Annotated in this window: 24 protein-coding genes; 6 read left to right on the top strand and 18 right to left on the bottom strand. The window is 72.1% G+C overall.

What is annotated here, in order from left to right; all coding sequences use genetic code 11:
- Positions 1–8: 8 nt before the first annotated feature.
- Positions 9–668, bottom strand: a complete 660-nt coding sequence (locus Acy02nite_RS08160) for a TetR family transcriptional regulator (protein ID WP_239174442.1) — start codon at positions 666–668, stop codon at positions 9–11.
- A gap of 11 nt (positions 669–679) precedes the next feature.
- Positions 680–1,510 carry an oxidoreductase gene (locus Acy02nite_RS08155; RefSeq protein WP_203739209.1) on the bottom strand — a complete coding sequence of 277 codons (831 nt, stop codon included), beginning with the start codon at positions 1,508–1,510 and terminating at the stop codon, positions 680–682.
- Positions 1,511–2,209: 699 nt separating this feature from the next.
- Here Acy02nite_RS08155 and Acy02nite_RS08150 point away from each other — a divergent pair.
- Entirely contained in the window at positions 2,210–2,791 is a 582-nt protein-coding gene (locus Acy02nite_RS08150; RefSeq protein WP_203739208.1) for a restriction endonuclease, read from the top strand.
- Here the strand turns inward: Acy02nite_RS08150 and Acy02nite_RS08145 are convergent.
- On the bottom strand, positions 2,730–3,932 hold the full coding sequence (locus tag Acy02nite_RS08145) for an acyltransferase family protein (RefSeq protein ID WP_239174440.1): 1,203 nt from the start codon (positions 3,930–3,932) through the stop codon (positions 2,730–2,732). The two genes, Acy02nite_RS08150 and Acy02nite_RS08145, sit on opposite strands and share 62 nt — an antisense overlap.
- Positions 3,933–4,118: 186 nt before the next feature.
- Here Acy02nite_RS08145 and Acy02nite_RS08140 point away from each other — a divergent pair, with 186 nt between their 5' ends.
- Positions 4,119–4,787 (top strand): DUF6518 family protein, encoded by a 669-nt coding sequence (locus Acy02nite_RS08140; protein ID WP_203739207.1) that lies wholly within the window; start codon positions 4,119–4,121, stop codon positions 4,785–4,787.
- A 78-nt stretch (positions 4,788–4,865) separates the two neighbouring features.
- On the opposite strand, the gene bfr is transcribed toward Acy02nite_RS08140, so the two are convergent.
- Both bfr and Acy02nite_RS08130 read right to left on the bottom strand, forming a co-directional pair.
- Positions 4,866–5,348 (bottom strand): bacterioferritin, encoded by a 483-nt coding sequence (bfr, locus tag Acy02nite_RS08135; protein ID WP_203739206.1) that lies wholly within the window; start codon positions 5,346–5,348, stop codon positions 4,866–4,868.
- 55 nt (positions 5,349–5,403) lie between these two features.
- Positions 5,404–5,595, bottom strand: coding sequence for a (2Fe-2S)-binding protein (locus Acy02nite_RS08130; protein WP_203739205.1), 192 nt, complete (start codon positions 5,593–5,595; stop codon positions 5,404–5,406).
- Positions 5,596–5,787: 192 nt separating this feature from the next.
- Here Acy02nite_RS08130 and Acy02nite_RS08125 point away from each other — a divergent pair, with 192 nt between their 5' ends.
- Both Acy02nite_RS08125 and Acy02nite_RS08120 read left to right on the top strand, forming a co-directional pair.
- A complete protein-coding gene (locus Acy02nite_RS08125; protein ID WP_203739204.1) occupies positions 5,788–7,158 on the top strand; it encodes a glycoside hydrolase family 6 protein in 1,371 nt (456 codons plus the stop codon).
- 109 nt (positions 7,159–7,267) lie between these two features.
- Positions 7,268–8,041: a S1 family peptidase gene (locus Acy02nite_RS08120; RefSeq protein ID WP_203739203.1), complete on the top strand. Its 774-nt coding sequence runs from the start codon at positions 7,268–7,270 to the stop codon at positions 8,039–8,041.
- 158 nt (positions 8,042–8,199) lie between these two features.
- On the opposite strand, the gene Acy02nite_RS08115 is transcribed toward Acy02nite_RS08120, so the two are convergent.
- Positions 8,200–9,387 carry a PucR family transcriptional regulator gene (locus Acy02nite_RS08115; RefSeq protein ID WP_203739202.1) on the bottom strand — a complete coding sequence of 396 codons (1,188 nt, stop codon included), beginning with the start codon at positions 9,385–9,387 and terminating at the stop codon, positions 8,200–8,202.
- A gap of 128 nt (positions 9,388–9,515) precedes the next feature.
- On the opposite strand from Acy02nite_RS08115, the gene Acy02nite_RS08110 reads away from it, so the two are divergent.
- The gene (locus Acy02nite_RS08110) at positions 9,516–11,744 is read left to right on the top strand and encodes an aminotransferase class III-fold pyridoxal phosphate-dependent enzyme (protein ID WP_203739201.1); all 2,229 of its coding nucleotides are present in this window, start codon (positions 9,516–9,518) and stop codon (positions 11,742–11,744) included.
- Positions 11,745–13,328: a xylulokinase gene (locus Acy02nite_RS08105; protein WP_203739200.1), complete on the top strand. Its 1,584-nt coding sequence runs from the start codon at positions 11,745–11,747 to the stop codon at positions 13,326–13,328.
- A gap of 9 nt (positions 13,329–13,337) precedes the next feature.
- Here the strand turns inward: Acy02nite_RS08105 and Acy02nite_RS08100 are convergent, their stop codons facing one another.
- The 12 genes from Acy02nite_RS08100 to Acy02nite_RS08045 all read right to left on the bottom strand — a co-directional run bounded on the left by Acy02nite_RS08100 (position 13,338) and on the right by Acy02nite_RS08045 (position 25,611).
- Positions 13,338–13,922 (bottom strand): permease-like cell division protein FtsX, encoded by a 585-nt coding sequence (locus tag Acy02nite_RS08100; protein WP_203739199.1) that lies wholly within the window; start codon positions 13,920–13,922, stop codon positions 13,338–13,340.
- Between the two features lie 33 nt (positions 13,923–13,955).
- Complete coding sequence (locus Acy02nite_RS08095) at positions 13,956–14,699, bottom strand: ABC transporter ATP-binding protein (protein WP_203739198.1); 744 nt, start codon at positions 14,697–14,699, stop codon at positions 13,956–13,958.
- Positions 14,696–15,433 carry an ABC transporter permease gene (locus Acy02nite_RS08090; protein WP_203739197.1) on the bottom strand — a complete coding sequence of 246 codons (738 nt, stop codon included), beginning with the start codon at positions 15,431–15,433 and terminating at the stop codon, positions 14,696–14,698. The genes Acy02nite_RS08095 and Acy02nite_RS08090 overlap by 4 nt, the downstream gene beginning before the upstream one ends.
- Positions 15,434–15,441: 8 nt before the next feature.
- A complete protein-coding gene (locus tag Acy02nite_RS08085) occupies positions 15,442–16,224 on the bottom strand; it encodes a class I SAM-dependent methyltransferase (protein ID WP_203739196.1) in 783 nt (260 codons plus the stop codon).
- A gap of 4 nt (positions 16,225–16,228) precedes the next feature.
- Complete coding sequence (locus Acy02nite_RS08080; RefSeq protein WP_203739195.1) at positions 16,229–17,224, bottom strand: ABC transporter substrate-binding protein; 996 nt, start codon at positions 17,222–17,224, stop codon at positions 16,229–16,231.
- 78 nt (positions 17,225–17,302) lie between these two features.
- Positions 17,303–20,065, bottom strand: coding sequence for a DEAD/DEAH box helicase (locus Acy02nite_RS08075; RefSeq protein ID WP_203739194.1), 2,763 nt, complete (start codon positions 20,063–20,065; stop codon positions 17,303–17,305).
- 45 nt (positions 20,066–20,110) lie between these two features.
- Positions 20,111–21,328, bottom strand: a complete 1,218-nt coding sequence (locus Acy02nite_RS08070; protein WP_203739193.1) for an alpha/beta hydrolase family protein — start codon at positions 21,326–21,328, stop codon at positions 20,111–20,113.
- Entirely contained in the window at positions 21,325–21,849 is a 525-nt protein-coding gene (locus Acy02nite_RS08065) for a hypothetical protein (protein WP_203739192.1), read from the bottom strand. The genes Acy02nite_RS08070 and Acy02nite_RS08065 overlap by 4 nt, the downstream gene beginning before the upstream one ends.
- A gap of 68 nt (positions 21,850–21,917) precedes the next feature.
- Positions 21,918–22,517, bottom strand: a complete 600-nt coding sequence (locus Acy02nite_RS08060; protein ID WP_425548199.1) for a GTP-binding protein — start codon at positions 22,515–22,517, stop codon at positions 21,918–21,920.
- On the bottom strand, positions 22,498–22,842 hold the full coding sequence (locus Acy02nite_RS08055; protein WP_203739190.1) for a DUF742 domain-containing protein: 345 nt from the start codon (positions 22,840–22,842) through the stop codon (positions 22,498–22,500). Before Acy02nite_RS08055 ends, Acy02nite_RS08060 begins: the two co-directional genes overlap by 20 nt.
- Positions 22,839–23,264 carry a roadblock/LC7 domain-containing protein gene (locus tag Acy02nite_RS08050; RefSeq protein WP_203739189.1) on the bottom strand — a complete coding sequence of 142 codons (426 nt, stop codon included), beginning with the start codon at positions 23,262–23,264 and terminating at the stop codon, positions 22,839–22,841. The genes Acy02nite_RS08055 and Acy02nite_RS08050 overlap by 4 nt, the downstream gene beginning before the upstream one ends.
- 43 nt (positions 23,265–23,307) lie before the next feature.
- The gene (locus Acy02nite_RS08045; RefSeq protein WP_203739188.1) at positions 23,308–25,611 is read right to left on the bottom strand and encodes a sensor histidine kinase; all 2,304 of its coding nucleotides are present in this window, start codon (positions 25,609–25,611) and stop codon (positions 23,308–23,310) included.
- Positions 25,612–26,278: the final 667 nt, after the last annotated feature.

Raw genomic sequence — 26,278 nt, 5'->3', positions numbered from 1 at the left:
CTGCGGCATCAGGGTGAGAGCGACTCGGCCCCGGTCGCCGGCAGGCCGTCGAGAACGATGCGCAGGGCCCGGCCCAGCCGCACCGGGAAGTCCACCCGGGATGGCGCGAGCCGGGCGTCGAGCAGCGCCTCGGCCACCGACGGCGCCGGGTTCGCGAACGGCCACAAGCCTGCCACCAGCAGAATCGTCATCGCCACGAACTCGCGCGCGGCCGCCTCACCGAACCCGGTCAGGCGCTCGGTGAGCAGCGCCGCGAGGCGCCCTTGCAGCGCGCCGTGGGCCAGCTTGAACTCCAGGGCCGCCGCCGCGGAGATGTTGCGTTCCAGCTCGCTGCCGAGCGCGCTCCACAATTCGCAGATCAGCGGCCGCCGCCCGAGCGACTCCGCCAGCGACTCCGGGACCCGCTCCGCGTCCAGTTCCGCGGGCAGATCGTCCAGCCAGTCCGACATCGACTGGAGGAGCAGGGCGAAGAAGACCGCTTCCCGCGTCTCGAAATACCGCACCACGTTCGTCTTCGACAGCCCGACGCGGCGGGCCAGCTCCCGCAGGCTGATCTCGCTCAGCGGCATCTCACCCAACAGGTCCGCCGCCACGCCGAGGATGACGCGGCGGCGGGCCTCCCGCTGCTCGGGGCTGCGGGCACGCCGGAAGTCCAGGTCAGAGCTCATCGCCCGAGACGTTACCCGGCATAGGTCACCGACTCGCTCACCGTCCGCCACTCGGCGTCGGCCGCCGCGAGGCGCTCGGCCTGCGCGCCGGCGACGGCGACCGCGTCCGCGCCGAGCAGCAGGTGCAGCGGCGGCTCCGGGTGCGCGGCCACGTCGATCAGCACCTCGGCGACGCGGACCGGGTCACCCGGCTGACTGCCGTCGGCGGCGCGCATGCGGGCCACGACTGGCTCGATCACCGGACGGTAGTCCGCACCGATCGGATGCGTGGTCATCGACGTGCCGGCCCAGTCCGTGCGCATGCCGCCCGGCTCGGCGACGGTGACCCGGATCCCGAACGGCGCCACCTCCCGCGACAGCACCTCGGAGAAGCCGCCGACCGCCCACTTCGCCGACTGGTAGGCGCCGAGCCCCGGCCCGCCGACCCGCCCGCCGACCGATGAGATCTGGACGATGTGCCCGCTCCGCTGACCGCGCATGATCGGCAGCGCCGCGCGGGTCACGTTCACCACCCCGAAGAAGTTCGCCTCGATCTGCGCCCGGAACTCGTCCAGCGGCATCTCCTCGATCGCCGCGACATCCGCATACCCGGCGTTGTTGACCAGCACGTCCAGCCGCCCGAACGCCTCCACCGCCACGGTCACCGCATTGCTCGCCGCCCGCGGATCGGTGACGTCGAGCGCGACCGCCCGCACCCGGTCCCCATACCTCGCGACCAGCTCGCCGAGCTGCTCGGGCCGCCGCGCGGTCGCGACCACCCGGTGCCCCGCCGCCAGCACGGACTCGGCGATCTGCCGCCCCAGCCCACGCGAGCTCCCGGTGATCAGCCAGACGTTGCTCATGGTGCTCTCCTTCAAGGTCAACTTCTTCATTGCCTGCCTCCGCTGTGGTCCGGATCGTCGCTCCCGCGGGGACCCTTGCGGGCTTCGCAGGGCCGCGGGGCGGCCCAGAACGCGAAACCCGCAAGGGCGATGTCCGTGGGTGGGCACGGTCAGAGCAGCAGACCCGTCGACGGCCCCCGCCCGCCGCGCCGCTCCTGCCCGTCGAAGTCCGCGACGTGGCCGGTGGGCACGGCGGCGGGGCGCCCGCTTCTCCCGGCTGGTGCTGAGGGTCGTCATTCGTGCCTCCTGACGACCCTCAGCACCAGCCGGAAACCGCGACCCGCACGGCTTGATCGGTGACATCTCCGGACCCTTCTCATAAGAGGCCAGCGGAACCTTACGAGTCCCAGCATAAGAGGCCATCGGCCTCTTGCCACTCTTTGTGACCCGGGTCGCTCTCGAGCCAGGCGCAGCACATCGCAGCCGGCAAGCGCGGCGCGGGCAGCGCGGCGGGCGCGAGGTGCGACGGGCGCGGGGTGCGGCGGGCGCGGGGTGCGGCGGGCGCGGGGTGCGGGGTCAGGTGCGACGGGCGCGGGAGGCACGCGGGAGGCGCGGGGGCGCGGGGGCGCGGCGGATTGACTGGTGCGACGGCCCGGTTGTCACGGAGCGGGCGCCGCTCGGGTCACCGGAAGTGTCGTACCCGTCGCCTACCGTGCAGGTGTGGCTCGACGCAGACGCCGGCGACGCAAAACCGGCAACGAGGGTGTGCTGATCGTCCTCTGCGCCGTGGTGCTGATCGTGCTGGCCCAGCAGGCCCGCGCACACCCGGTCGCCGCCGCCCTGATCCTGGTCGGGCTGGCCGTCGTCGCGGCCGCCGGGTTCTGGCTGCGGGCCGCCGGCGGGCGACGTCTCGCCGGGCACGAGCGGGAGGTGGCGATCACCGACGGCATGACCGGCGACCAGTTCGAGCATTTCACCGCCCGGTTGATGCGGGCGAGCGGCTTCCGCGAGGTCCGGGTGGTCGGCGGCAGCGGCGACCTGGGCGCCGACGTGGTCGGCCGCACGCCGGACGGGCGGCGCGTGGTCGTGCAGTGCAAGCGTTTCGCCGGCAATCTGGGCAGCCCGCACGTGCAGCGTTTCGCCGGCACCGCCCGGGAGATCCACGGGGCGGAGGTGGCGTTGCTGGTGACCACGGGCCGGCCCACCGCGCAGGCCCGTGACGTGGCGCTGCGCTGCCGGATCACCCTGGTCGACCGCCCCGCGCTGGCTCGCTGGCTGTCCACTCAGGCTCTGGAATGCTGACGCCGCGCTGAGCGGGCGGGGCAGGGGCGTCGTCCGCGGCGAGGCGGGCCCGGAGCGCGCGGGCCAGCGGGCGTTCGATCCAGCGGTGCAGCATCCACGCGACGACCAGCATGATCGCGATGACGGCGGCGACCGCGACGATCGGGGGCAGCCGGTGCAGGTGCTGGATCATCGTCCCGCCGATGTGCTGGTGCAGGAGGTAGAAGGGGTAGGTGAGCAGGCCCGCCGTGGTCAGTGGCCGCCACCGCACCCGATCCGTCCAGCGGAGCGCGACCACGGTCAGCATCAGGAAGAGCGCCGTCACGATCAGCATCGCGACGCTGAGCGAGAGCTGCCGGTGCTCGGTCCTGCTGGTCTGCGCGACCCGCGCGCCGAGGGAGTACATGCCGAGCCCCCAGGAGAGCGCGACCAGCCCCCAGTGCCGGAGGTCCGAGCCGAACCGGTGGATCAGGAAGAAGCCGATGCCGGCCACGAAGTACGGAGCGTACGGCGGCTGCAGCACCGTGACCAGCACCGGCAGCTCGGACTTGACGGCCACGACGGAGGCGATCAGCCAGGCGTAGCCGAACCAGAGCACCCGCCGCCGGGTCGGCCCGAGCCAGACCACGATCGCGAAGAGCAGGTAGAACCGGGCTTCGGCCCACAGCGTCCAGTAGGACAGGTCGACCGGCACCACCCCGAGCGGCTCGTTCAGCATGGTCAGGCTGACCACCACCTGCTGCGCCGTGACCGGCCGGTGCAGCGACGGCCAGAGCGTCACGACCGCCGCGGTGAGCAGGACCGCCGGCCAGTAGGCGGGGAAGAGCCGGACCAGCCGCGACCGGGCGAACCCGCCGACCGTGCGCCCCCACGCGCTCATCGAGATGACGAAGCCGCTGATCATGAAGAACAGTTCGACGCCCAGCCATCCGTACGAGGATGCCTGCGTCAGCCGGGTGAAGGGCAGGTGTCCCGCCCACAGCCGGTCGGCGTTGATCGCGGTGAAGTGGAAGACGGCCACCGACAGCGCGGCGCACAACCGCAGCCCGTCGAGGACCGCCACCCGGTCGCCCGGGCCCCGCCGCGGCGGGGCGACCGGCGCCGGCGGCCGCCGCAGCCGGGTGGTGGTCTTGGTGAGGACGTCCAGGCCGGATTCAGTCACACAGATCAGAACGACCAGGCGCGCCGACCGGAACGCCGCCGGTTTCCGGCCGTGCCGGAGGCAGCGGTCCGGCCGGCGCAAGCGCGCGGGCCGCGGCGGGGTCGGCCATTCGGCAGAGGCGCCGCACGGGTGGATCCGTCCTGCGCCGGAGGCGCCGGACCGGCCGGGATTCCTACGATCGACACCATGAACATCGACACACGGGCAGGGGTCATCGGGCGGCCGGCGACGGCGACCGGGCGGCGGGCGGTGCTGGTGGCGCCGCTGGCGGGGCTGCTGCTCGGCGTGCTGGACTTCGCCTGGATCAAGTTCGTGCCGGCCCCGTTCGGCGAGCTCGGCAACTCGATCGCGGTCTGGGCGGTGGCGGCGTTCCTGCTCACCCTGCTGAACCGGTGGAGTCTGCCGGTGAGCGTGGCCGCCGCGGTCGTCCAGCTGGTAATCGCCGTCCCGGCGTACTACCTGGCCGCGGCCCTGATCCAGAACGACGATCTGGCGAACATGTACGACGCGAACGCCCTGCTCTGGGCGGGTCTGGGTGTCGTCGCGGGGCTGGTGTTCGGGGCCGGCGGATTCGTCGCCCGCTGTGCGCGCCTGCCCGAGCTGCTGCGCGACACGGCGCTGGCGCTGCCCGGTGCGGTGCTGTTCGCGGAGGCGGTGCTGCAGGCGTTCCGGATCGGGAACCCGTCGTATGCCACGGGCGGCCTGGTCGCGTACACGCTGATCCTGATCTTGCTGGGTCTGACGGTGACCGCGCTGATCACGCCGACCTGGCGCCGGCGCGGTGTGGTCCTGGTGCTCGCGCTGCCGCTGACCGCCGCCGGTTACGTGCTGCTGGGTCTGACCGGTTTCCACTGAGCCGGATTCCACCGAGCTGGATTCCACTGAGCGGCGCCGATGTGGGCCGGGCCGCCCAGTGGAACCTCACGTCGGCGCTCAGCTCGCTTCCGGGTGCTCCGTGACGTTCTGCAGGTAGAGCGGCTCGCCGAGCTTCTCGATCAGGCCGAGCTGGGTCTCCAGGTAGTCGACGTGGTGCTCCTCGTCGGCCAGGATGTCCTCGAAGATCCGGGCGGACGTGACGTCACCGATCGAGCGCATGTACTCCAGGCCGCGGCGCAGCCGGTCGACCGCCTCGACCTCGACCTTCATGTCGCACTCGAACTGTTCCTTGATCGTCTCGCCGATCCGGAGCGCGAACAGCTTCTGGTAGTTCGGGAGCCCGTCGAGGAACAGGATCCGGTCGGTGAGGATCTCGGCGTGCCGCATCTCGTCGATCGACTCGGCCCTGGTGTGCTTCGCGAGCACGGTGTATCCCCAGTTGTCCTGCATCTTGGCGTGCAGGAAGTACTGGTTGATCGCGGTCAGCTCCGCGGTGAGCTGCTCGTTCAGGAACTCGATGACACGGGCGTCACCTTGCATGCCGAATACCCCCATAACAGGACTGTTTGGGGGCTGAGCTTACTTGGCGTAAGCGTTAGGCAGCGGACGGTAGTCGCGTGTCGGAGTTCGCCTCCTCCTCGATCAGGTCGGCGATCCGGTCCAGGCAACTGCCGCAACCGGTCCCGGCGCCACAGGCGTCGCCCACCGCCTCCTCGTTCCGCGCGCCGCAGCGGATGGCGGTGCGGACCTGGGTCTCGCGGACCTGGTGACAGATGCAGACGAACATCGGATGACGACCTTTACCTGGTTAGCCTTACCTAGCTTAGGGTGCCCTAAAACCGCAGGTCACGCAATTCCCCGCACTGCCTGAAGATCGCGGCCGGAAAGACATCGATTCGTACTGATTGCTAAGTGGTGACGCCGTCGTTACGGTGGGAGCGCTCCCAGTAGGCCCTTCTTCCGTATCGGAGGGAAAGCCATGTCCCCTCGCTCCCGATGGCTCGTCGCGGCGGCGGCCGGCGCCACCGTCGCGGCCGGCGCCGTCCTGATCACGACCGGCACCGCCGAGGCCGGCACGATCAGCGGCACGCTCTACCGCGACAGCGGCACCGCCGCGGCCCGATGGGTCGCCGCCAACCCGAACGACTACCGCACCGCCGTCATCCGCGACAGGGTCGCCAGCCAGCCGGCGTCACGCTGGTTCGCCAACTTCAACCTCTCCACGATCGGATCCGAGGTCGCCTCGTACGTCGGTGCGGCGAACGCCGTGAACCAGATCCCGGCCCTCACCCTCTACGCCATCCCGAACCGGGACTGCGGCGGTGCCAGCGCCGGCGGTGCGCCGGACCTGAACCAGTACCAGACCTGGGTCAACGCGGTCGCCGCGAACCTCGGCAACCGGACCGCGATCGTGATCCTGGAACCGGACTCGATCGCCCTGCAGACGTGCCTGAGCTCCGGCGAGATCACCGCCCGCGGCCAGGCCCTGGCGAACGCGACCCGGACGCTCAAGGCGGGGAACCCGAACGCCAAGGTCTACCTGGACGCCGGGCACTCCACCTGGAACAGCGCCGCCGAGCAGGCCGGGCGGCTCGCCGCGGCCGGCATCGCGAACGCTGACGGCTTCTACACCAACGTGTCGAACTTCAACGGCACGTCCGGCGAGGTGAACTACGGCAAGGCGATCATCGGCGCGCTCAACGGGCGCGGCATCAGCGGGAAACACCAGGTCGTGGACACCAGCCGGAACGGCGGGGCATCCGGCGACTGGTGCGGCGACGACAACACCGACCGGCGGATCGGGTCCTACCCGACGACCGCCACCGGCGACGGCGACGTGGACGCGTTCCTCTGGGTGAAGCCGCCCGGCGAGGCCGACGGCTGCAAGTACGCCGCCGGGTCGTTCCAGCCGGACCTCGCGTACAGCCTGGCCAGCAGTGCCCCGAACCCGCCGGTGCCCAGTTCGCCGGCCGCCTCGCCGTCGTCCCCCTCCGCGTCCGCGTCGCCGTCCTCCTCCGCGTCGCCGTCATCGTCCGGCACGCCGGATCCCGTGGGCGCCGGCTGCACCGCGGTCTTCACGGTGGCGAGCACGTGGTCGGGCGGCTTCCAGGCGACCGTGAAGGTCACCGCCGGCAGCCGGGTGACGAGCGGCTGGGCGGTCTCCTGGACGCTCGGCTCGGGCCAGTCGATCAGCCAGGTCTGGAACGGCACGCTGACCGTCAGTGGGTCGACCGCGACCGTGCGCAACGTCTCGTGGAACGGATCTCTGGAGCCCGGCGGCTCCGCGGAATTCGGTTTGATCGCCTCGGGCAACGCCGGAACTCCGGTGGTGACCTGCACCAACGCCTAAATACGGAATCCGGTCGAGCGTCCGGAGATTGACGTTCAGGGTTTTCTCGATGGCCCAGCGGTTATTGTGCCAACGGTCGACATAGAGAGTCCAGAAAGGACAATCGACTGTGCGTAGCCGAACCCGCTGGGCCGTCGCTGCCGCCGCTTTCCTGAGCGTGCTGGCCATCGGCGCCACCCCGGCGAACGCCATCGCCAACGGCGAACCCGTGCCGGACGGCAAGTACCGATTCTCCGTCAAACTCACCATGACCGGCATCCCGACCGCCGACGGCGGCAGGCGTAACAGCGCCTGCTCCGGCGCGCTGATCGCCCCACAGTGGGTGATCACCGCGGGGCACTGCTTCCGCGACGCCAGCGGGGTGCGGGTCGAGTACCCGGTCGCCGACCTGACCACGGCGACCGTCGGCCGTACCGACCTGACCGGCACCCGCGGTCACGTGCTGAAGATCGTCGAGGTCAAGCAATCCCCGACGGCGGACGTCTCCCTGGCCAAGCTGGAGAAGCCGGTCCGCGACGTGCGCCCGATCCGCCTCGGCAATCGCGCGCCGAAGGTCGGCACGGTGCTGCGGGTCACCGGTTACGGCTCGCTGACCAGCACCAACCCGACCCCCGCAACCAGGCTGCAGACCGGGCAACTGAAGATCGTGTCGGTGGGCGACGCGGTGCTCGGCCTCAACGGTTACGCCCCGCAGCCGGACACCACCCCTTGCCCGTACGACTCGGGCGCGCCCTACTTCACCGAGCGCCGCGGCGTCGGCCCGGTCCTCGCGGGCGTGGTCAGCAACGGTCCCAGTTGCCCGCACACCAGCGTCGAGAACGCCGCCCGCACTGACAACATCGCCGGCTGGATCTATTCGGTCACCAAGACCAAGCGCTACTAGCCGCCACGCCGGGCCCACGCACGGCCGCCCCGCGCGGCACGCCCCTCGGCTGGCCCTCAGAGGTGCTTCGAGGTCCGAAGACACACCTGACGACCAGCCGAGCTTGCGCGGCCAGGGGTGTTTCGGAGACCGGAAGCACCTCTGAGAACCAGCCGTGATCAGCCGGGAGTGCGCTGGCTGAGGACCAGGAGGAGCTCGAAGCGGGCGGTGGGGTCGTCGAGGTCGGGGCCGAGCAGGTCGCGGAGGCGGTTGAGGCGGTAGCTGACCGTCTGCGGGTGGACGTAGAGCTCGGCCGCGACCGCCGCCCGGGAACCCCAGTGGCGCAGCCAGGACTCCAGCGTGACCAGGAGCTGTTCGCGCTGGGCCGGGCGCAGGCCGTCGAGGGCGGAGAGCCGCTGGGAGGAGAGGGCGGCCAGCGCGCCCGGCTCCCCGCGCAGGGCGAGGGCGGCGAAGTGGTCCTCGACGAAGATCGGCGCGGGGCTCCGGCGGGGGTCGGCGCCGGAGGCGGCGGTCCGGGACGCGATCAGCTCGGCGGCGCGTTCGGCGAGCCGGACCGCCTCCGGGGCCTCGGGCCACGGCAAAGACGGGCCGACCACCGCCTCCCGGCCGGCCAGGGCCTCGGCGAGCGCGGGACGTTCGGTGCGCGGGCCGGAGCGCAGGAGCAGGACCGCGTCGCGGGCGCGTTCGGCGACCACGCCGTCGGCGGCGAACCGGAAGCGGGCGTCGCGGGCCTGGTCCGCCGGGAGCAGCACCGGGACCACGCGGTCGAGGGCCGGCCAGCCGATCGCGGCGACCGCCTCGCGCGCCACGTCGGCCGGGGCGCCGCCACGCAGCAGCAGGTCGGCGGCCCGGCGGCGGCGCCGATCCCCTTCGCCGGCCTGTTCCCGCAGCTGGCGGGCCAGACCGTCGGTGCAGGCCGAGGCGAGCTCGTCGACGAAGGCGCTGGTCGCGTCGGAGAGGTCGATGATCTCGTCAACGGTGACCGGGCGGGACTCGGCGAGGGACTGCGACGCGGCGCGCAGCAGCAGGCGGGCGGCGGTGCGCAGGGCTCCCAGGAGCAGTTCCGGGCCATGGTTCTCCCGGGCCTCGCCGGCGCCGAGCGCCACGAACACCTCGCGGATGCGTGGGGGCAGGGCCGGCTCGTCGGTGCCGGCCAGGTCGAGGAAGCGTTCCAGGGCGACCTGCACCGCCGTACGGACATCGCGGTCGAACTTCGCCGTCGACGTTTCCGCCGCTGCCGGGTTGGCCTCGGCAACCGCCTCGGCGATCGCCTGGACGGTGGCCGGCAGGCGGGGGCGCATGGCCGCGGCGAGGTCGGCCGGCACACGTCGCCACGGGGTGGTCATCGCCGGATTTTGTCACCCCGTGATAACAAGCGGGGCGCAGATTGCTGGCCGGAGAACCTGGCTTCATAACTGGTGCAGAGTGACGATGGTGCCGGTCACACCCTGACGCCTGAGGATCGGAACCGCTCGTGAAACACCGGATGTCCCGCCAGCACGTCGTCGACATGTGCCGGACGATGCTCGACCGTGGCTACCTGAAGGCGACCGAGGGCAACGTGTCGGTCCGGATCCCGGGCCACGAGCTCTACGCCGTCACGCCGAGCAACTACGACTACGACAAGATGCGCGTCGAGGACGTCTGCATCGTCGACTTCAAGGGCAAACACGTGCCGGACGAGGGCGGCGCCGGTGGACTCGTGCCGTCGATCGAGTGCGGGATGCACGCGAACATCTACCGCGAGCGGCCGGACGTCAACGCGATCGTGCACACCCACCAGCCGTACGCCTCGGCCCTGGCCTTCCTGCGCAAGCCGATCCCAGCGCTGACCGACGAGCAGGTGCGCTTCCTCGGCAAAGAGGTCGCGATCATCGACTACGCGCCGTCCGGGACGACGTTCCTGGCCAAGAACGCGCAGAAGAAGGTGGTCAGCGGGGACAACGCGTTCATCATCGCCAACCACGGGGTGATCGCGGTCGGGACCGACCCGTCGCGGGCGGTGTTCAACATGGCGCTGCTGGAGAAGGTGTCGATCGCCTATCTGATGGCGCTGACCACGGAGGCCGGGAAGGTCTACACGATCCCGTCCACGATCCGCGAGATCGCGTTCAGCAAGCTCAAGAAGGACCAGAAGCGGATCGCCTCGCAGATCGTCGACGCGGTCGAGCCGGTGCGGGTGCCGGAGGACGAAGAGCTGCCGTCGATCACTTTCGCCGACGTCGCGACGTCGTCCGGCAGTTCGCCCGGCAACGACCTGGGCTACATGATCAGCGAGTACCTCGACGTTCCCGACACCATGCGCCGGCTCAAGGCGCTCGTCGCCCAGCCCATCCGCGGACTGCGGCACGACGCGCTGCTGGACGTGCTGAACTACTTCGAGACCAAGTGCACGGCCAGCAAGGAGATCACCGACCGGGCCAAGAAGCGCATCCCCGGCGGCGTCCAGCACAACCTCGCCTTCAACTACCCGTTCCCGCTCGCCGTCGACAAGGCCGAGGGCGCGCACCTGATCGACCGCGACGGCAACGTCTACATCGACTTCCTGCAGGCCGGCGGCCCGACGATCCTGGGCAGCAACTACGGCCCGGTCAACGAGCGGGTCGCCGAGGTGATCAAGGAGAGCGGCCCGGTCACCGGGCTCTTCCACGAGTACGAGCTGAAGCTCGCCGAGATCATCAACCAGTACATGCCGCACATCGAGATGTACCGGTCGCTCGGCTCGGGCACCGAGGCCGTGATGGCGGCGGTCCGCGCGGCGCGGGCGCACACCGGCAAGAAGATGGTGATCAAGGTCGGCGGGGCGTACCACGGCTGGTCCGACACGGTCGTCTACGGCCTGCGGGTGCCCGGCACGTTCCGGATGAACGCCAAGGGCATCCCGTGGGGCGCGACCGGGCGGACCCGGGAAGCGTTCCCGCACGACCTGGGCACGCTCAAGCGCAAGCTGATCGAGAACCGGGCGCGTGGCGGCACCGCCGCGGTCATCGTCGAGCCGTTCGGGCCGGAGTCCGGCACCCGGCCGGTGCCGAAGGACTACAACGCGGCCGTCCGCAAGCTCTGCGACGAGTTCGGCGCGATGCTGATCTTCGACGAGGTGGTGACCGGGTTCCGGACCGGCCTCGGCGGGGCGGCCGGCTACTTCGGGGTGACGCCGGACCTGACCGTTTTCGGTAAGGCGGTCTCGGGCGGGTACCCGATGGCCGGCGGCGTCGGCGGCAGCGCGAAGGCGATGAGCGTCTTCGGCTCCGGGCTCGACGGCAAGAGCGGCGCGCACATCCAGGTCGGCGGCACGCTGTCGGCGAACCCGCTCTCCTGCGCGGCCGGGTACTTCGCGATCCAGGAGATGGCCCGGACCAACGCGCCGGTGATCGCCGGGCGCGCCGGTGACCGGCTCACCCGGGGCCTGCAGAAACTCATCGACAAGTACGGGTTGCCGTACGTGGCGTACAACCAGGGCTCGATCGTGCACCTGGAGTGCAGCGGCGTGATGCTGCTCAGCATGCGCGACCCGATCAAGCTGCTCAAGGAGAACAAGAAGCGTAAGACGCTGATGGAGCAGATGGGCGCGGCGTACGCGGCGCACGGCATCATCACGCTCGCCGGCTCCCGGATGTACACGTCGATGGCGGACACCGACGAGGTCATCGACGACGCGCTCGCGCGGTTCGACCAGGTCTTCGCGCTGGTCGAAGGAGTCTAGGTGACCGTTGCCCCGCAGATCCTCGCCGTCGACCTGGGCACCTCCGGGATGAAGGCCGCCCTGGTCGCGGCGGACGGGACGGTCACCGGGTGGGCCGAACGCCCGGTGGCGCTGCACCTGCTGCCCGGCGGCGGGGCCGAACAGGACCCGGTCGCCTGGTGGGACGCGCTCGCCGAGGCGGTCGCCGAACTCGGACGGGACTTCCCCGAGCACGTACGGGCGGTGACCACCATCTGCTCGTCGACGCAGGGCGAGGGGACGATCGCGGTCGACGCGCGGGGCGAGCCACTGACCCGGTGCATCAGCTGGCTGGACATGCGCGGGGCAGCGCATCTGCGGAAACAGTTCGGCGGGTTTCCGTCGTACGGCGGGATCTCGGTCCTGAAGATCGCCCGCTGGCTCCGGCTCACCGGCGGGATGCCGTCGGTGACCGGCAAGGATCCGGCGGCGCACATGCTCTTCGTCCGCGACGAGATGCCCGCGGTGTACGCGGAGACGAAGACGTTCCTGAACGTCCTGGACTGGATCAATCTGAAGCTCACCGGGCGCACCGTGGCGACCGTGGACTCGATCCTCACCTCCTGGGTCACCGACAACCGGAGGGCGACCGGCATCCGGTACGCGCCGTCGCTGGTCGCGGCCAGCGGGATCGACGCGGACAAGTTCCCGCCGATCGTCAGGTGCACCGAGGTGATCGGCACGCTCGCCCCCAGCGCCGCCGATCACCTCGGCCTGCCCACCTCGGTGCGGGTCGTGGCCGGGGCGATCGACAACACGGCCGCGGCGATCGGCGCGGGCACCGTGCGGGACAACGAGGCCCATCTCTACCTGGGCACCTCGTCCTGGATCGCGGCGCACGTGCCGGCCAAGAAGACCGACGTGGGCAGCGGCATCGCGTCGATCCCGTGCGCGCTGCCGGACCGGTATCTGATGACGGCGCTGCAGGCCACGGCCGGGGCCAACCTGACCTGGCTGCGGGACAAGATCGTGGAGTTCGACGATCCGCTGGTCTCGGCCGGGCACGTCAGCCGGGACGAGGGCACCATCTTCGACGCCTTCGACAAGATCATCCCGTCGGTTCCGGCGGGGGCGGACGGCGTGCTCTACATGCCGTGGCTCTACGGCGAACGCGCGCCGGTCGACGACCCGAACCTGCGGGCCGGCTTCCTCAACATCTCGCTGGAGACGAGCCGGTCGGATCTGCTGCGCGCGGTGTTCGAAGGGGTCGCCCTGAACACGCGCTGGATGGCGAGATCCGTGGACCGGTTCCTGGGCGCGCCGATGACCTCCCTGGTGATCACCGGCGGAGCGGCCCGGTCGAACTCGTGGTGCCAGATCTTCGCGGACGTCCTGGGAATCGAGATCCGCAAGGACGCCAACCCGACCGCGGTGAACGCCCGCGGGGCGGGGTGGATCGGGGCGGTCGGCGCCGGGATGATCGCGTTCTCCGATATCCCGGACCTCGCGCGCAACGACAACGTCTTCACGCCGGGGCCGGATCAGGCGGCCTACGACGACATCTACGACACCTACACCTGCCTGCACAAGCAGCTCGCCCCGGTCTACAAGAAGCTGAACGGGTGAGGCGCGCCGTTACGGGTTCGCGTACTCGGCGTCGCAGGTGATGGCCGCGACATAGTCGTTCACCCGGTTCTGGATGACCTGGATCTTGTCGACGCCGGGCAGGTGTCGCACCTTGGTGTAGCCCGCGCAGTCGAACAGCCGGCCCTTCGTCTCCAGCTTGAAGGACTCGGGCAGGCTCTCCTTCCGCGCGCCCTCGAGGTATTCAGGGCGGTCCTTGAACAACTCCTGGAATCTGGCCCACGCCTGGTCCCGGTTCTCGAACTGCACCTCGCCGACGGGCTCGAAGGCCGGCAGCGCCGCCTCGACCGCCGCCTTCTGGTCCGCCGTCGCATCGGACTTCAGGTAGATGTTGACGGAATAGTGATGCACCGGCTGCCCCGGGAGGCCGGCGAAGAGGAAGGCTCCGGTCGCCGCGCCGGCCCCGATCAGCATCGAGGCGACGACGATGATCGTCAGCAGGAACCAGGGACGCCGCGTTCTGTTCGCCGGGCCGGGCGCGGTCGCCTCGGGCACGTCCGGGCTGGTCACGGCGCCTCCGGCGGACAGGTTCGGGCTGATCGCGGCGTTGGCCGCCGAGGCATCCGGGATGGTCACGGCTCGGCAGCCTAACAGTCGAGGTTCGATGTCTCACAGCAGCTCGTGGAGCTCGGCGGCGCACTCGGCGGCCTGCGCGGTGTACGCGTTGTGGCCGAACGAGCGGGGCCGCGGGAGGTGCACGTCGACCACCCGGCGGACCTGGCCGGGCCGCGAGCTGAGCACGACCACCCGGTCGGCGAGCAGAACAGCCTCCGGGATGGAGTGCGTGACGAAGACCGTCGTCGCCGGCGCGGACATGTGCATCGCCTGCAACTGGGTCGCCAGCTCCTCGCGGGTGAGTGCGTCCAGTGCGGAGAACGGCTCGTCCATCAGCAGGACGCGGGGCCGCTGGATCAGGGCCCGGCAGAGCGCGACCCGTTGCTGCATGCCGCCGGACAGCTCGTACGGATGTCGCTGGTGGAACCCGGTGAGGCCGACCGCGTCGAGCAGATCGGCGGCCCGCGCCCGGTACTCGGCGCGGGGCAGGCGCCGGATCTCGACCGGCAGCATCACGTTGCCGAGCGCGGTGCGCCACGGCAGCAGCGCGGGCAGCTGATGCATCAGCACCACGTCCGGGCGTGGGCGGCTGACCGGGGCGCCGTCGATCGTGACGGCCCCGCCGGTCGGTGCGAGCAGCCCGGCGATCAGGCGCAACAGGGTCGACTTGCCGCAGCCGGAGCGTCCGACGACAGCGACGAATTGGCTCTCCGCGATCTCCAGGGCGACGTCGCGCAGCGCTTCCACGTCGCCGTCGCGGCTGGTGAACGTCCGCGACACCCCCGCCAGCCGGATCATCCGCTGATCGCCCGCGACCACGGGACCAGCAGCCGCTCCAACGCCACGACCAGGTAGAACAGTGTGGTGCTGAGCAGTGCCAGCAGCGCGATCGCGGCGAAGGCGAGGGGCGTGTCGAAGGACATCCCGGACAGGACGATCACCGCGCCGAGCCCGTCGCCCGGCTGACTGATCTCCGCCACGACCGCGCCGATCACCGCGAGCGAGACGGCCACCTTCAAGCCGGTGAACACCTGCGGCAGCGCCCACGGCAGGCGCAGCTTGACGTAGGTTTGCCAACCCGTCGCGGACAGCGAGCGCCCCAGCTCGCCCAGCTCGGCCGGGGTCGAGGTGAGACCCGCCATCGTCGCGACCACGATGGGGAACACGCAGATCAGCAGCACCAGCACGATCTTCGGCCGGCTGCCGAACCCGAGCCAGACCACGAGCAGCGGGGAGACCGCCACCTTCGGCACCGAGTTCAACCCGACCAGGACCGGCAGGGCCGCCCGCTCCATCGTCCGCCAGGCGGTCAGCGTGACGGCGACCAGCAGACCGGCGACGACCGCGAGGGCGAAGCCGGCCACGGTCACGGTGAGCGTGGCGCCGGCCTCGCGCAGCAGGTAGCCCGGCTGGGCCCGGAAGGCGGCCACGATGTCCGGCGGGGCCGGCAGGAACAGCGGGCGGATGCCGAACACCCGGGTCCCGCCCCACCAGACCGCGACCGTGCCGGCGACGCCGAGAACCGGCGGCATCCACCGATTCACCGCGCTGTCCCGGCCGTGGCGAACGTCAGGTGGCCGCGGATCACCAGGCGCGGGTCGCCGGCCAGGCGAGTCAGCTCGCCGAGTTCCTCCACGGTGAGCCCGGCCGCCAGGAAACCGGGCCGCAGCTGCTCGATGTTCACCGCGAGGAGCCGTGCTCCCGCGGTGCCGCCGGCCCAGGACGAGGCGCGGATCTCGGTGGTCACCCCGGCGAGCCCGGCGGCCAGCATCGCCCCGTGCACCGCGCCAGCCCACCCGGGGTCTCCCCCATTGCCCGGCAGGAGTTGCCCCACCAGGATGTCGTGGTAGCGCTCGACCAGCGCGGCGGTCGCCGGGTCCGGCGCGGCCAGCACGATTCCGCGGTAGGCCGACGCCCATTCCTCGATCACCAGCGTCCCGCCCGGCGCGAGTGCCGCCGCCAGCCGGTCGAGGATCGCGGCGCGGGCCGGCAGGTGGGACAGGACGAGCCGGGCGTGGATCAGGTCCCAGGGTGGATCCGGGACCGGCTCGGTGCTCAGGTCGTGCCGCAGAACCGTATAGCCCCGGTCCGTCCGCAGGTGTCGCGGGTTCAGATCGGTGGCCAGCACCGATCCGCCCCTGTCGACCAGGTGGGCCGCGATGCTGCCGCCGCCGGCGCCCGCCTCCAGGCACCGTTTGCCGGTGAGGTCGCCGAGCGCGGAGAGCCGTTCGATCGTGAACGGGTCCAGGATCTCGGCGAGCATCCGATGCCGGTCCGCGGCGATCGCGTCGTCGTTGTCGAAGGAGTACCGCGCGCGGGTCATCCGGTCAGCTCGCCGGCGCCAGCGCGAAGTCGACCACCGAGTCCGGCGTCAGGCCCGGCGGGATCAGCGCGCTCTTCTCCAGGGTGGCGATCGCGGCGGTGACCCGGCCGCGGTCGATCACGCCGGAGGGCTTCACGTACGGCGCCATCAGCGTGATCTCGCCGACTGCGGCCGCGACGTCCACCGCGGGCTGCGCCTTCTTCATGATCTGCGCGGCCTCCTCGGGATGTTCCAGCGTGTACTGGAGACCCTTGAGGGCGGCGTCGCGGAACCGCCGGGCCAGATCCGGGTTGTCCCGGGTGATCGCGAGCGGTGCGATCAGGCCGTTGCCGAACAGCTCAGGCAGGTACTGCGAGTAGGGCAGGACCACTGTCGGCTTTCCACCGGCCGCCTTCGACAGGCCCTTCGCGCCGATCAGGAACGTGCTCAGCGCGTCCACCCGCCCGCCGGCCAGCAGCGCGGGCAGCTGGGCCGGCGGTGCGTTCACCCACGTCACCTTCGTGGGATCGATGCCGGCCAGTTTCGCGTACGCGGGGAAGAGAAGTTGATTCACCGAACCGGTGGCGGCGCCGACCTGACGACCCTCCAGATCCTTGGGGGTGGTCACCCCGCCGCCCTCCAGGGACACGATCGAGACCAGGGTCTGCTGGTGGATCGCGGCGATCGCGCGGACGTCCGGGTATTCGCCCTTGCCGGCCAGGATCCAGGCGCCGGTCAGGTCGAGGTTCGCGAACTGGGCACGTCCGGCGGCGAGGACCTTCAGGTTCTCCCCGGTCGCCGCGCCGAGCTGGATCGTGACGTCGATCCCGGCGTCCCGGAACCAGCCCTTCTCCTGCGCGACCCAGGCGAACGCGTCCCGGCCGACCGCGCCGAAGGCGGTCAGGTAGGTGACCTTGTCCTGCGGTGGCGAGCCGCCGTCCGGGGTCTCGTCGGCGCCGCACCCGGTCAGCAGCAGGGTGACGGTCAGGATCACGGAGCACGCGGCAGTGAGACGTCTCATCGGACGATCCCCCGTGTAGAAGATATTTATCGGCGACGATACGCCTCGGGGGCTCGGGTGTAACCCGGTCGTCCGTGCTCAGATCTCGGCGCCGGCCAGCGTCGCCAGCTCCAGGGCCGCCCGGCGGACGTCGCCGTGCCAGCGGCTGGGGAACGCGTCGGCCAGGCGCCAGCCGGCGCGGTGCAGGGCGCCCTGCCGTTCCAGGTGGGCGGCGGGACCGCCGGGGTGCACGGCGCAGAACACGCCGACGTCGCCGACGCAGAGATCCACTGTCCACGGCCCGACCCGGTAACCCGGCCGCACCGGGACCTCGAGCCGCTTCAGCTCGGTGGCGAGCTCCGCGGCCCAGCCGGCCGGCTCGACGCCCGGCTCGGCCGCGCGGGGAGCCCCGGCGTGCCGCAGGTAGTCGCCGAGAAGGCCGGACGGGCTGGTCAGCGACGTGATCACGATCAGCCGGCGGCGGGCCCGGGTGACCATGACGTTGAAGAGCCGTGGGTCGGTGACGAACCGGCGGCGGCTCGGCGAGTCGCCGTCCAGCAGTCCCGTCGAGACGACCACGACGTCGGCCTCGCTGCCCTGGAAGGCGTGCACCGTGCCGGCCCGCAGGCGCAGCTCCTCGATCCGCTCGGCCGGGTACGCCGCCAGCAGCGCCGCCTCCAGCGCCTCGGCCTGGGCGCGGAACGGGCTGATCACGCCGATCCCCCGCCGGCCCTCCCCCGCGAGCCGCTCGACCGTCGCCAGCGCCGCCTCGACCTCGGCCTCGTTGACGCCCTTGACCAGGGCGGCACCCGGGACGTGCACCACCTCGATCGCGTCCGTCCCGTCGGCGCGCGGCGTGCGGGTCATCACCGAGACGCGGTCGCCGTAGAAGCGCCGGGCCGGGAAGTCGATCAGGTGCGGGACGCTGCGGTGATGCTCGGCCAGCCAGGTGACCGGGGCGGCCGCGGTCGCCAGGTCGTACGTGCTGACCCGGCGGACGTCCAGCCGCTCGTCGGCACCGTGCCTCGCCAGGACCTGCGTGACGTCGACGTCGCTGACGAACGAGACGAACCGCAGCTGCCGCGGGTCGCCGACGATCAGCGCGCGGCGGGCGCGGGCCAGGACCGGGGCGGCGCGGATCTGGTCGACGTGCGAGGCCTCGTCGATGACGACCAGGTCGAACAGGCCGGGCTCGGGCGGGAGCAGGTCCTCGACGTCGGCGACCGTGCCGATCCACAGCGGCAGCGCCCGGACCAGCGGGGCGGCCTGCATCCGGGCCAGCAGCTCACGGCGGCGGTTGCGGCCGGCGCGCAGGGCGGCGGCGAGGGCGCCCGCGGCCCGGCGGCTGTCCCGGGTCCAGCGTTCCGCGCTGCGGGCGCCGTCGCGCATGGCCTTGCCCGCCGCGTCCCGCAGATCCTGCTCGGCGGCGTGCAGCGCGTGCCACGCCGAGGACAGGTCGGTGCCGCCGGTGGCCGCGAGCCGGGCCGCGGCTCGCTGCGCCCCGGCCGCGGCAAGAGCGTCGATCAGAGCCTTTTCCGGTACGTCGTCAGCCGTCCCTCGCCCGTCGGGCGCAGGCCCAGCCGGCCGCACTCCGAGCAGCCGGAACGCCCGGTGCCGCGCGGCGCGGGCCCGGCGCCGCCCCCACCAGCCGTCGCCCGTGGCGGCCAGCAGGGTGCGGATCTCGTCGAGGTCGACGGCGTCGTCGAACGCGCCGGGAACCTCCGTGGAGAGTTGCGGCAGGAGAGGCTGCCAGGCGGCCAGCGTGGCGGCCAGCTGTTCCTGCTCCAGGGCGCGGCGCACGGCGGCGCTGCGCGTCCGGACCAGCTCGGCGGCGGCCCGGACCTGCTGCTGACCGGCACGGATCACGCTCGGCTCGACGCCCTGATCAGTGCCGGAGGTCAGCTCGGCTTCGAGGCCGGCCCGGCCGCTCGCGTCGCCGAAGAGGACCGGGGGCGGTCCCGGATATCGCGCGAGCAGGCCGGCGAGAACCTCGGCCGCGTGCGGGGACTGGGTCGCGACCAGGACCGAACCGCCCCGGTCGACCACCTCCAGGGCGGCCGCGACGACGGTGTGGCTCTTCCCGCTGCCCGGCGGGCCGGAGACCACGGTGACTGCTTCCGATCGGGCCCGGACCACCACCTGGGTCTGCGCCGTGGTCAGCGGCAGCGGCGACAGGACCGGGTCGTCACCGTCACCCTGCGGCGGCGGGCCGGCGGCCGGGGCGGGCGGCAGGTAGACGGCGGCCAGGGCGGTGCCGGCCAGGTCACGGCCGGCCCAGCTGCGCAGACTGTCGGCTAGGCCGGCGCCGAAGACGTCGCGGACCACGAACAGGGCCGCGGCGGCGACCAGGACCAGGCCGTCCGCCGGGATGCGCTGCTCGGGCCCGATCGTCGCGCCGACCGGGAAGCCGGTGGCCGCGGCCACCGACTCCAGCCAGGAACGGCTGCCGGTCGCCTCCAGCCAGCCGGGCATGGCCAGGCCCGGCGCGGACTCGAAGGCGGCGGCCAGGTCCCGATCGGTGACCAGCGAGGTCACCTCGACGTCGCCGGCCGGGACGACCCTGTAGGCGAGCAGCGAGCGCTCCAGGCGCACCGGCTGGGTGAGCAGCGGCATCCGGATCTTGCGGGGCTTGCCCTCGATCTCGATGCGCCCGGCCAGGAAACCCCAGCCGCGGTGCAGGATGCGCTCCTCGCGGTGCAGCGCGTCGAGCGCGGCGAGGCGCTCGACCGCCACCTGGCGGGGCGCCTTCTCCGCGGTCTCCAGCCAGACCAGCGGCTGCGAACCGCGCGTCACGTCCAAGGTGCGCTCGGCGGCGGCCGGAGCCAGCTCGGCGAGCACCTCGAGAACGGACCGGGGTTGCATCGCGTGCGAGCGTACCCAACCGGGCACAGCCGAGCCGCTCGGCGATCACCCGTGACCGATCACCGTGTGGTGCGGCGGCGGCCCGTCGTGGGTCGCGCGCAACCCCTGCTGGAAGCTCCGCAGCTCGTCGGCCGGATCGGTGGAGGAGTCGAGCCACAGCACCGTCGCGGTGGCAGGCTCGCCGGTGGCCATCGCGTCCACCCGCCGCAGCTCGCCGGCGATGCCCGGCAGGCCGTCCCCGGCGCCGGGGACGTAGGTGACCACGTCACCCGCCAGGTCCGGGTTGCCGACGGCGACGATCGCGCGGCCGTCGCCCTCGGTGGAGAAGCCCAGCAGCAACGCCGGCGGAGCATCCGGATCGGTGAGCCGGCAGCGGATCGCGCGGGCGCCGGTGAGCGTGCCCTCGACGGTGTCCCGTTCGTCGGCGATCCGGTCGAGCTCCGCCACGGCCGCCCTTCCCGGATTCGCCGACTCCGGGTAGAGCTCGCTCGACCGGTGCAGGCTGATCATCGAGCGGATGAGCTTCTCCCGGGCGGTGAGCTCGGCGAGGTGGTGCTCCAGCGCGGTGACGGCGTGCCGCAGGACCACGCGGTTCCCGTGGTCACGGTCGGTGGCCGGGATGCCGTCGAGCGCGCCGACCAGGCCGGGGTGGTTCCGGACGGCCTGTTTCCGCTGGTCCGGGGCGAGAGCGGTCCACCAGCGGTGCACCTGGGCGGGGGTGCGCCGGGCTTGCGCTTCGAGGTCCGTACGGGAAATCGGGTGGGGTCGGTGGTGTCCGGAGCCGGCCCCTGGTGACGGAGTGTTGGCCGTGATGACGTGGGCCGTGGAATCGTCCAGGGCGCGGGCCTTGTGCACGACGGCTCGCAGGTCGGCCCGGAGAGAATCGGGGTGGGCGGACTCGGGGCCGGTGACGGTCGTCGTGGCCGTGTCGACGGTGCAACCGGCCTTGCGGGCGGCGGCGACGATCTCCTCGGCCTGGCGGCGGAGCGCGTTCATGCCGTACGCGTGCTGGTCCATCGCCTCGAAGATGCGTTTCGCCGGGTCGTGGGTGTTGCCTACCTCGGCGCGGAGCTTGGTGGCCCGCGCGGCGGCGGCGTCCGAGCCGGAGCCGTGCGGCCAGGCGTGCGGCAGGTCGCGGGTGGCGCGGATGAGCTGGTCGGCGGCCTGGTCGAGGCCCTTCGCCAGGAGGCGCCACCGGTCCGCGGCGGCGTGCCACGGCGCGGCGTCGGTGGCCAGCAGGTCGTTCAGCGTGAGTTCGCTCATGACGGCGGCTCGGGGATCAGCGCCTGACCGAAGGCCATGCCGGTGAGCGCCGCGACATAGGGCTCGGCCTGGGCGAGCCTCGACGCCGCGTCGGCCGCGCCGGGAGAGGCCGCCGGCGTCGTCGTCCCGGGCTGCCCCGGCGTCGTCGTGCCGGGCTGGGCGGGGGTTGTCGTTCCCGGCTGCCCCGGCGTCGTCGTTCCGGGCTGGGCGGGAGTTGTCGTTCCGGGTCGCGGCGTCCGGGAGGGTCGCTCGCCCGAGCGCAGGTCGTCCGCGTTCGCGTCGTCGGCTCTCGCATAGCGCGCGGCCGCGTCGGTCAGCGTCGTTCCGAAGGCCGCGACCTCGCAGGCCAGATGCTGCAGGCGGGTGTGCCAGGCTCTCTCGGCGGTCCGGGCGGCGGCCGCCGCCGAGCCGGGCGAGGCCGTCGGCGACAGGCCGGTGTCCGGCAGTTTGCGCAGCCTGCCGGCGACGGCGGTGACCTCGGCGCCGATCGCGTGCAGAGCATCCGCATCGACCTTCAGCATCGGTGCCCTCCCTGGGGTGCGCGACTACCAGGGAGTACAGGGATGCCGAAGTCGTGGTTCAGAAGGATCTAGGACATGCCGGCGCGCTCGAGGCGGCGGGCCAGGACGCGTTCGGTCAGGGTCACCAGGACGGTCTTCACGGACTCGCGGCGGCGGGCGTCGCAGTCGATCAGGGGCAGGCCGGAGTCCAGGCCGAGGGCCTCACGGATCTCGGTGTGGTCGAAGCGGCGCGCGCCGTCGAACGTGTTCACGCCGATGATGAACGGGATGTCGTGGTCCTCGAAGTAGTCGATCGCCGGGAAGCAGTCCTCGATCCGCCGCGTGTCGACCAGCACGATCGCGCCGAGCGCGCCGTCGACCAGGTCGTCCCAGAGGAACGCGAACCGGTCCTGCCCGGGCGTGCCGAACAGGTAGAGCAGCAGCGCCTCGTCGAGCGTGATCCGGCCGAAGTCCAGGGCCACGGTGGTGGTGGTCTTCTCGGACACCGCTGACGTGTCGTCCACGCCGATCGACCTCTCCGTCATCTCGGCCTCGGTGACCAGCGGCTCGATCTCGGAGACCGCGCCCACGAAGGTGGTCTTGCCGACCCCGAAGCCGCCGCTGATGACGATTTTGACGGCGACCGGCGGCAGCGGCGCGACGATGGTGTCAGATCGCCCGAACACGATCCCGGATCCTCTCGATCAGCGTGGTGGAGAGCTCTCCCGGCACCTGGTCCACGAGCACGAAACCCTCGGTGATCAGGTCGGCGACGATGACCCGTACGACGCCGAGCGGCACGCGGAGCGCGGACGCCAGATCGGCGATCGAGCGGGGCGCCTGGCAGAGTTCGACGATGCGGCGCGCCTCGAAGCGCAGGGGGGCGGAGAGGGCGGCCGGGGCGGCGTACAGCTGGGTCTCGATCCTCAGCCCGTCCTGCATCGGCTGGGTGCGCCCGCCGGTGAGCATGAACGGCCGGACGATCGGCTCCTCGGACCCCGAATGCAGGCTCATCGCGGGAGGTGTTGCCGGGACTCGGCGATCAGCGCGGGGGTCAGCAGGTCCCCGAAGCGCTCGGCGAGCCGGGAGATCTCGTAGCCGACCAGGCCCAGGTCGCTGTCCCCGCCGGCCACCACGCCCAGGCAGCTGCCGCCCGGGATGACCGAGACGACCAGGAAGCCGCGGCGCATCTCGATCATGATGAGTTTGAGCCCGTCGAACTCGTAGCGCCGGGAGGCCGTCCGGGCCAGGCTCGCCATGCTGGAGACGATCGCGGCGAGCTGGTCGGCCTCGGCACGGCCGAGCCCGTCGGAGCCCGCGATGAGCAGCCCGTCCGACGACACGGCTACGGCGTCGCGGACCCCGTCGGTCTGGTGGACGAAGTTCCCGAGCATCCAGTTGAACTGGTGCCGGTCGGCCGTCGCTTCCACGGTCATCGGGTCTCCTCGGCCGTGCCCACTGATGCACTCGCAAGCTCGCTCATCGGGTCTCCTCATAGGTGGCCGCGAGGCCGCTGCCCCGCTGGATGCCGTCGCGCAGAGCAGTCAGACGGGTGCGGATCTCGTCCGGTGAGTTGCTCAGTTCCACAGTGGGCTCCTCCCGGGGGGCGGGCACGGACGGACGGTCCGGCCTGCGGGCACGCGGGATGCGTTTGCGCAAACCATTGGCGGTACGTTCGATGCCTGTCGCTTGAGCGGCGACGCCGAGTGCCGGCACGCCCAGGGTCGCCTCGCTCAGCGCCGGGGCCGCCGGCCGGTCGGTGACGACCACGTAGTCGACCTCGAGCGCGCGCGGCCGGATCCGGACCGGGTCCGCCGTCCGCGGCTGCTCCAGCGGAGGCGCCTGGACGGGAGCGTGCGCCGGAGCGGGAGCCCCGGCGGGCCCGGCCGGCAGATGCGCCGGAGCGGGAGCGGCGGCAGGCGCGGCCGGCAGGTGTGCCGGCTCGGCGAGCAGGGCCGCGGGCAGGCTGATCCGGGCGGTCACGCCGGTCACCGGGGACGGGGTGAGCCGCACGTCGGCGTTGAGCTCGGCGGCGAGCCGGCCGACGACGTAGTGGCCGAGGAACCGGACCGGCCCGGTCATGAAGTCACCTTCGCCGCGCAGCCGCTGGTTGGCCCGGGCCAGGTCGTCGTCGTTCATGCCGATACCCTGGTCACAGACGGCGATCAGGTAGCCGTCGCCGATCCGCCGCCCGTGGATCTCCACCTCCAGGTCCGGCGGGGAGAAGGTCAGGCCGTTCTCGATCAGCTCGGCGAGCATGTGGGCCAGGCCGCTGGCGACCGCGCCGTGCACCATCGCCTCGTCGAGGCGGCGCAGCACGACCCGGCGGTACTCCTCCACCTCGGAGACCGCGGCCCGGATCACGTCGGCCAGCGGCAGCGGGCGCGGCCACGTACGGGGGCTGGCCGCGCCGACCAGGACGAGCAGGCTCTCCGCGTTGCGCCGCATGCGGGTCGCCAGGTGATCCAGCTCGAAGAGGTTGGCCAGGCCGTTCGGGCTGGACTCCTCGCGTTCCAGGCGGGTGATGAAGCTGAGCTGGCGGCGGAGCAGGTTCTGGTTGCGCCGGCCCAGGTCGGCGAGCGATTCGGAGGTGCCGCGGCGGATCAGCGCCTGCTCGGTGGCGAGGGTGTACGCGGTGGCCCGCACCCGGTCCAGGGCGTCGGCGACCCGGCGCACCTCGGCGCTGGCGCCCGCGGCGACCGGCACCGGCTCGGGCGGCCCGGTCTCCTCGCCGGCGGCGGCACGGCGTACCGCCTCGGGCAGTCTCTCCCGGGCCAGCCGGTCGGCCTCGCCGGCCAGTTCGGCCAGCGGCTCGGCGAGCGAACGGGTCGCGCCGATGGCGAGCCAGGCCGAGCCGGCCAGGCAGAGCAGGACCACCAGGGAGAGCGCGCCGAGCCGCAGGGTGGCGGTCTTCTGCAGGTCGCGGGCCCGGGTGAGGGTGCCGGTGCCGATCTGCGCGCCGAGCGTGGTCATGTCGTCGAGCATCGTGGCGACCGCGCTCCACCAGGCGCCGGAGTCGGCGACCAGGCTCTGCCGGTCACCGGCGCGCAGGGCGGCGGTCTCCACCGCGCGGGCCTGCTGGGCGGCGGGGCTGGCCAGCACCCGGGTCTTGGCGGCCGCGGCCGGCGCGTCGGCGAACTCGTCGAACTCGCCGAGTGACAGGTCCCGCGACGCGACGATGTTCAGCAGTTCGGAGAACTCGCCGCTCTGGAAACCGCCGGCCGTGATCACGCCGTCCAGGAAGACCCATTCCTGTGCGGTGGCCTCCTTGACCTCGGTGAGCATCTCCAGCGACTCGGCGCCGCGGCGCAGGTCGAGGTCCTGCACGATCTCCAGGCGCCGGGTGTCGCCGCTGAGGTCCTCGATCAGCCCGGTGTAGAAGTCGAAGGTGTCGTCGCGTTCGGCGTGGCCGGCGTCCGCGCTGTTGCGGATCCGGGGCAGCCCGTCCAGCTCGTCGAGCGTCGCGGAATCCTCGCCGTCCAGCGCGGAGCGGACCGCGGCGCGCTGCCGGTCGACCCGTTCGCGGGCCGGGGCGATGCGGTCGCGGAAGCCGGTGTTGCCGCCGATCACCGCGACGGTCAGGCCGCGCTCGTTCTGCAGTTCCTGGACGAGGCTCTGCAGGGCCAGGATGACGGTGATGCGGTGCGCGGTGGCGGCGGCGTTGCGATACCGGGCGATCTCGTTGACGTAGATGACCGTCAGCAGCGCCAGCACGGCCGCCAGCGGCAGCGCCAGCATCCGCACCACGCGGCCCCGGATGGTCCGGTCGCTCCTGCGCTGCATGTCGCTCCCCTCTGGGACCCTGCTTCGGACGGTGACCGCTCGGTGACCGCCGCCAAGGATTGGCGCGTCCCTGGGAACGGTCAACACCCCTATGGGGGGACGCGAAGTCCGAAAAGCGTCTGGGCTCTGCGTGCGGCTCGTGCAACTTGCGAGATGCGCACCGATCGAGGGACAAGACGTGCCGGCTGCCCTCCATCGCCGCGGCGCATCGACGAGCACTTCTGACGATCAACACCTTTGCGAGGCTTCCCGTACGGCGTGAGCAGCGCGAACCTCGCTCGACCGGCTCCGGCACGCCACTGTGCCGCGACGCCTCGCGCGGCCACGGTGTCCCGCGACGAAGCGCGGCCCGCCACGCGGGGCGAGTTCCGCAGCGGACGACCGGCGAGTCGTAGTGGATCTCGGGGCGGGCACGACGCCGGCCCGTGCGGCAGGCTCGTGGAGGCGGCCGGCGCGTGGACGTACCGAGCCGGGAGGTCTTCCCACGACTCGGCCCCGCGCACTGCCGGCACCGGCGACGGCGGGGCAGACAACGCGCAGCTCACCGTGCCAAACGCCCGGTATGTCCAACTGATCAGCTCAGTCCATGCCGCCGGGTACGGTTTCTCACCCAACGAGACCGCATCCATCCGGGCTGATGCATCGAGCCTGCGTACCGACACCGGGG

Source organism: Actinoplanes cyaneus, from assembly GCF_016862095.1.
In the GTDB taxonomy this organism is placed as follows: domain Bacteria; phylum Actinomycetota; class Actinomycetes; order Mycobacteriales; family Micromonosporaceae; genus Actinoplanes; species Actinoplanes cyaneus.
Note: the sequence above shows the minus strand (reverse complement) of the source record. Positions and strands in the feature narration are given on the sequence as shown.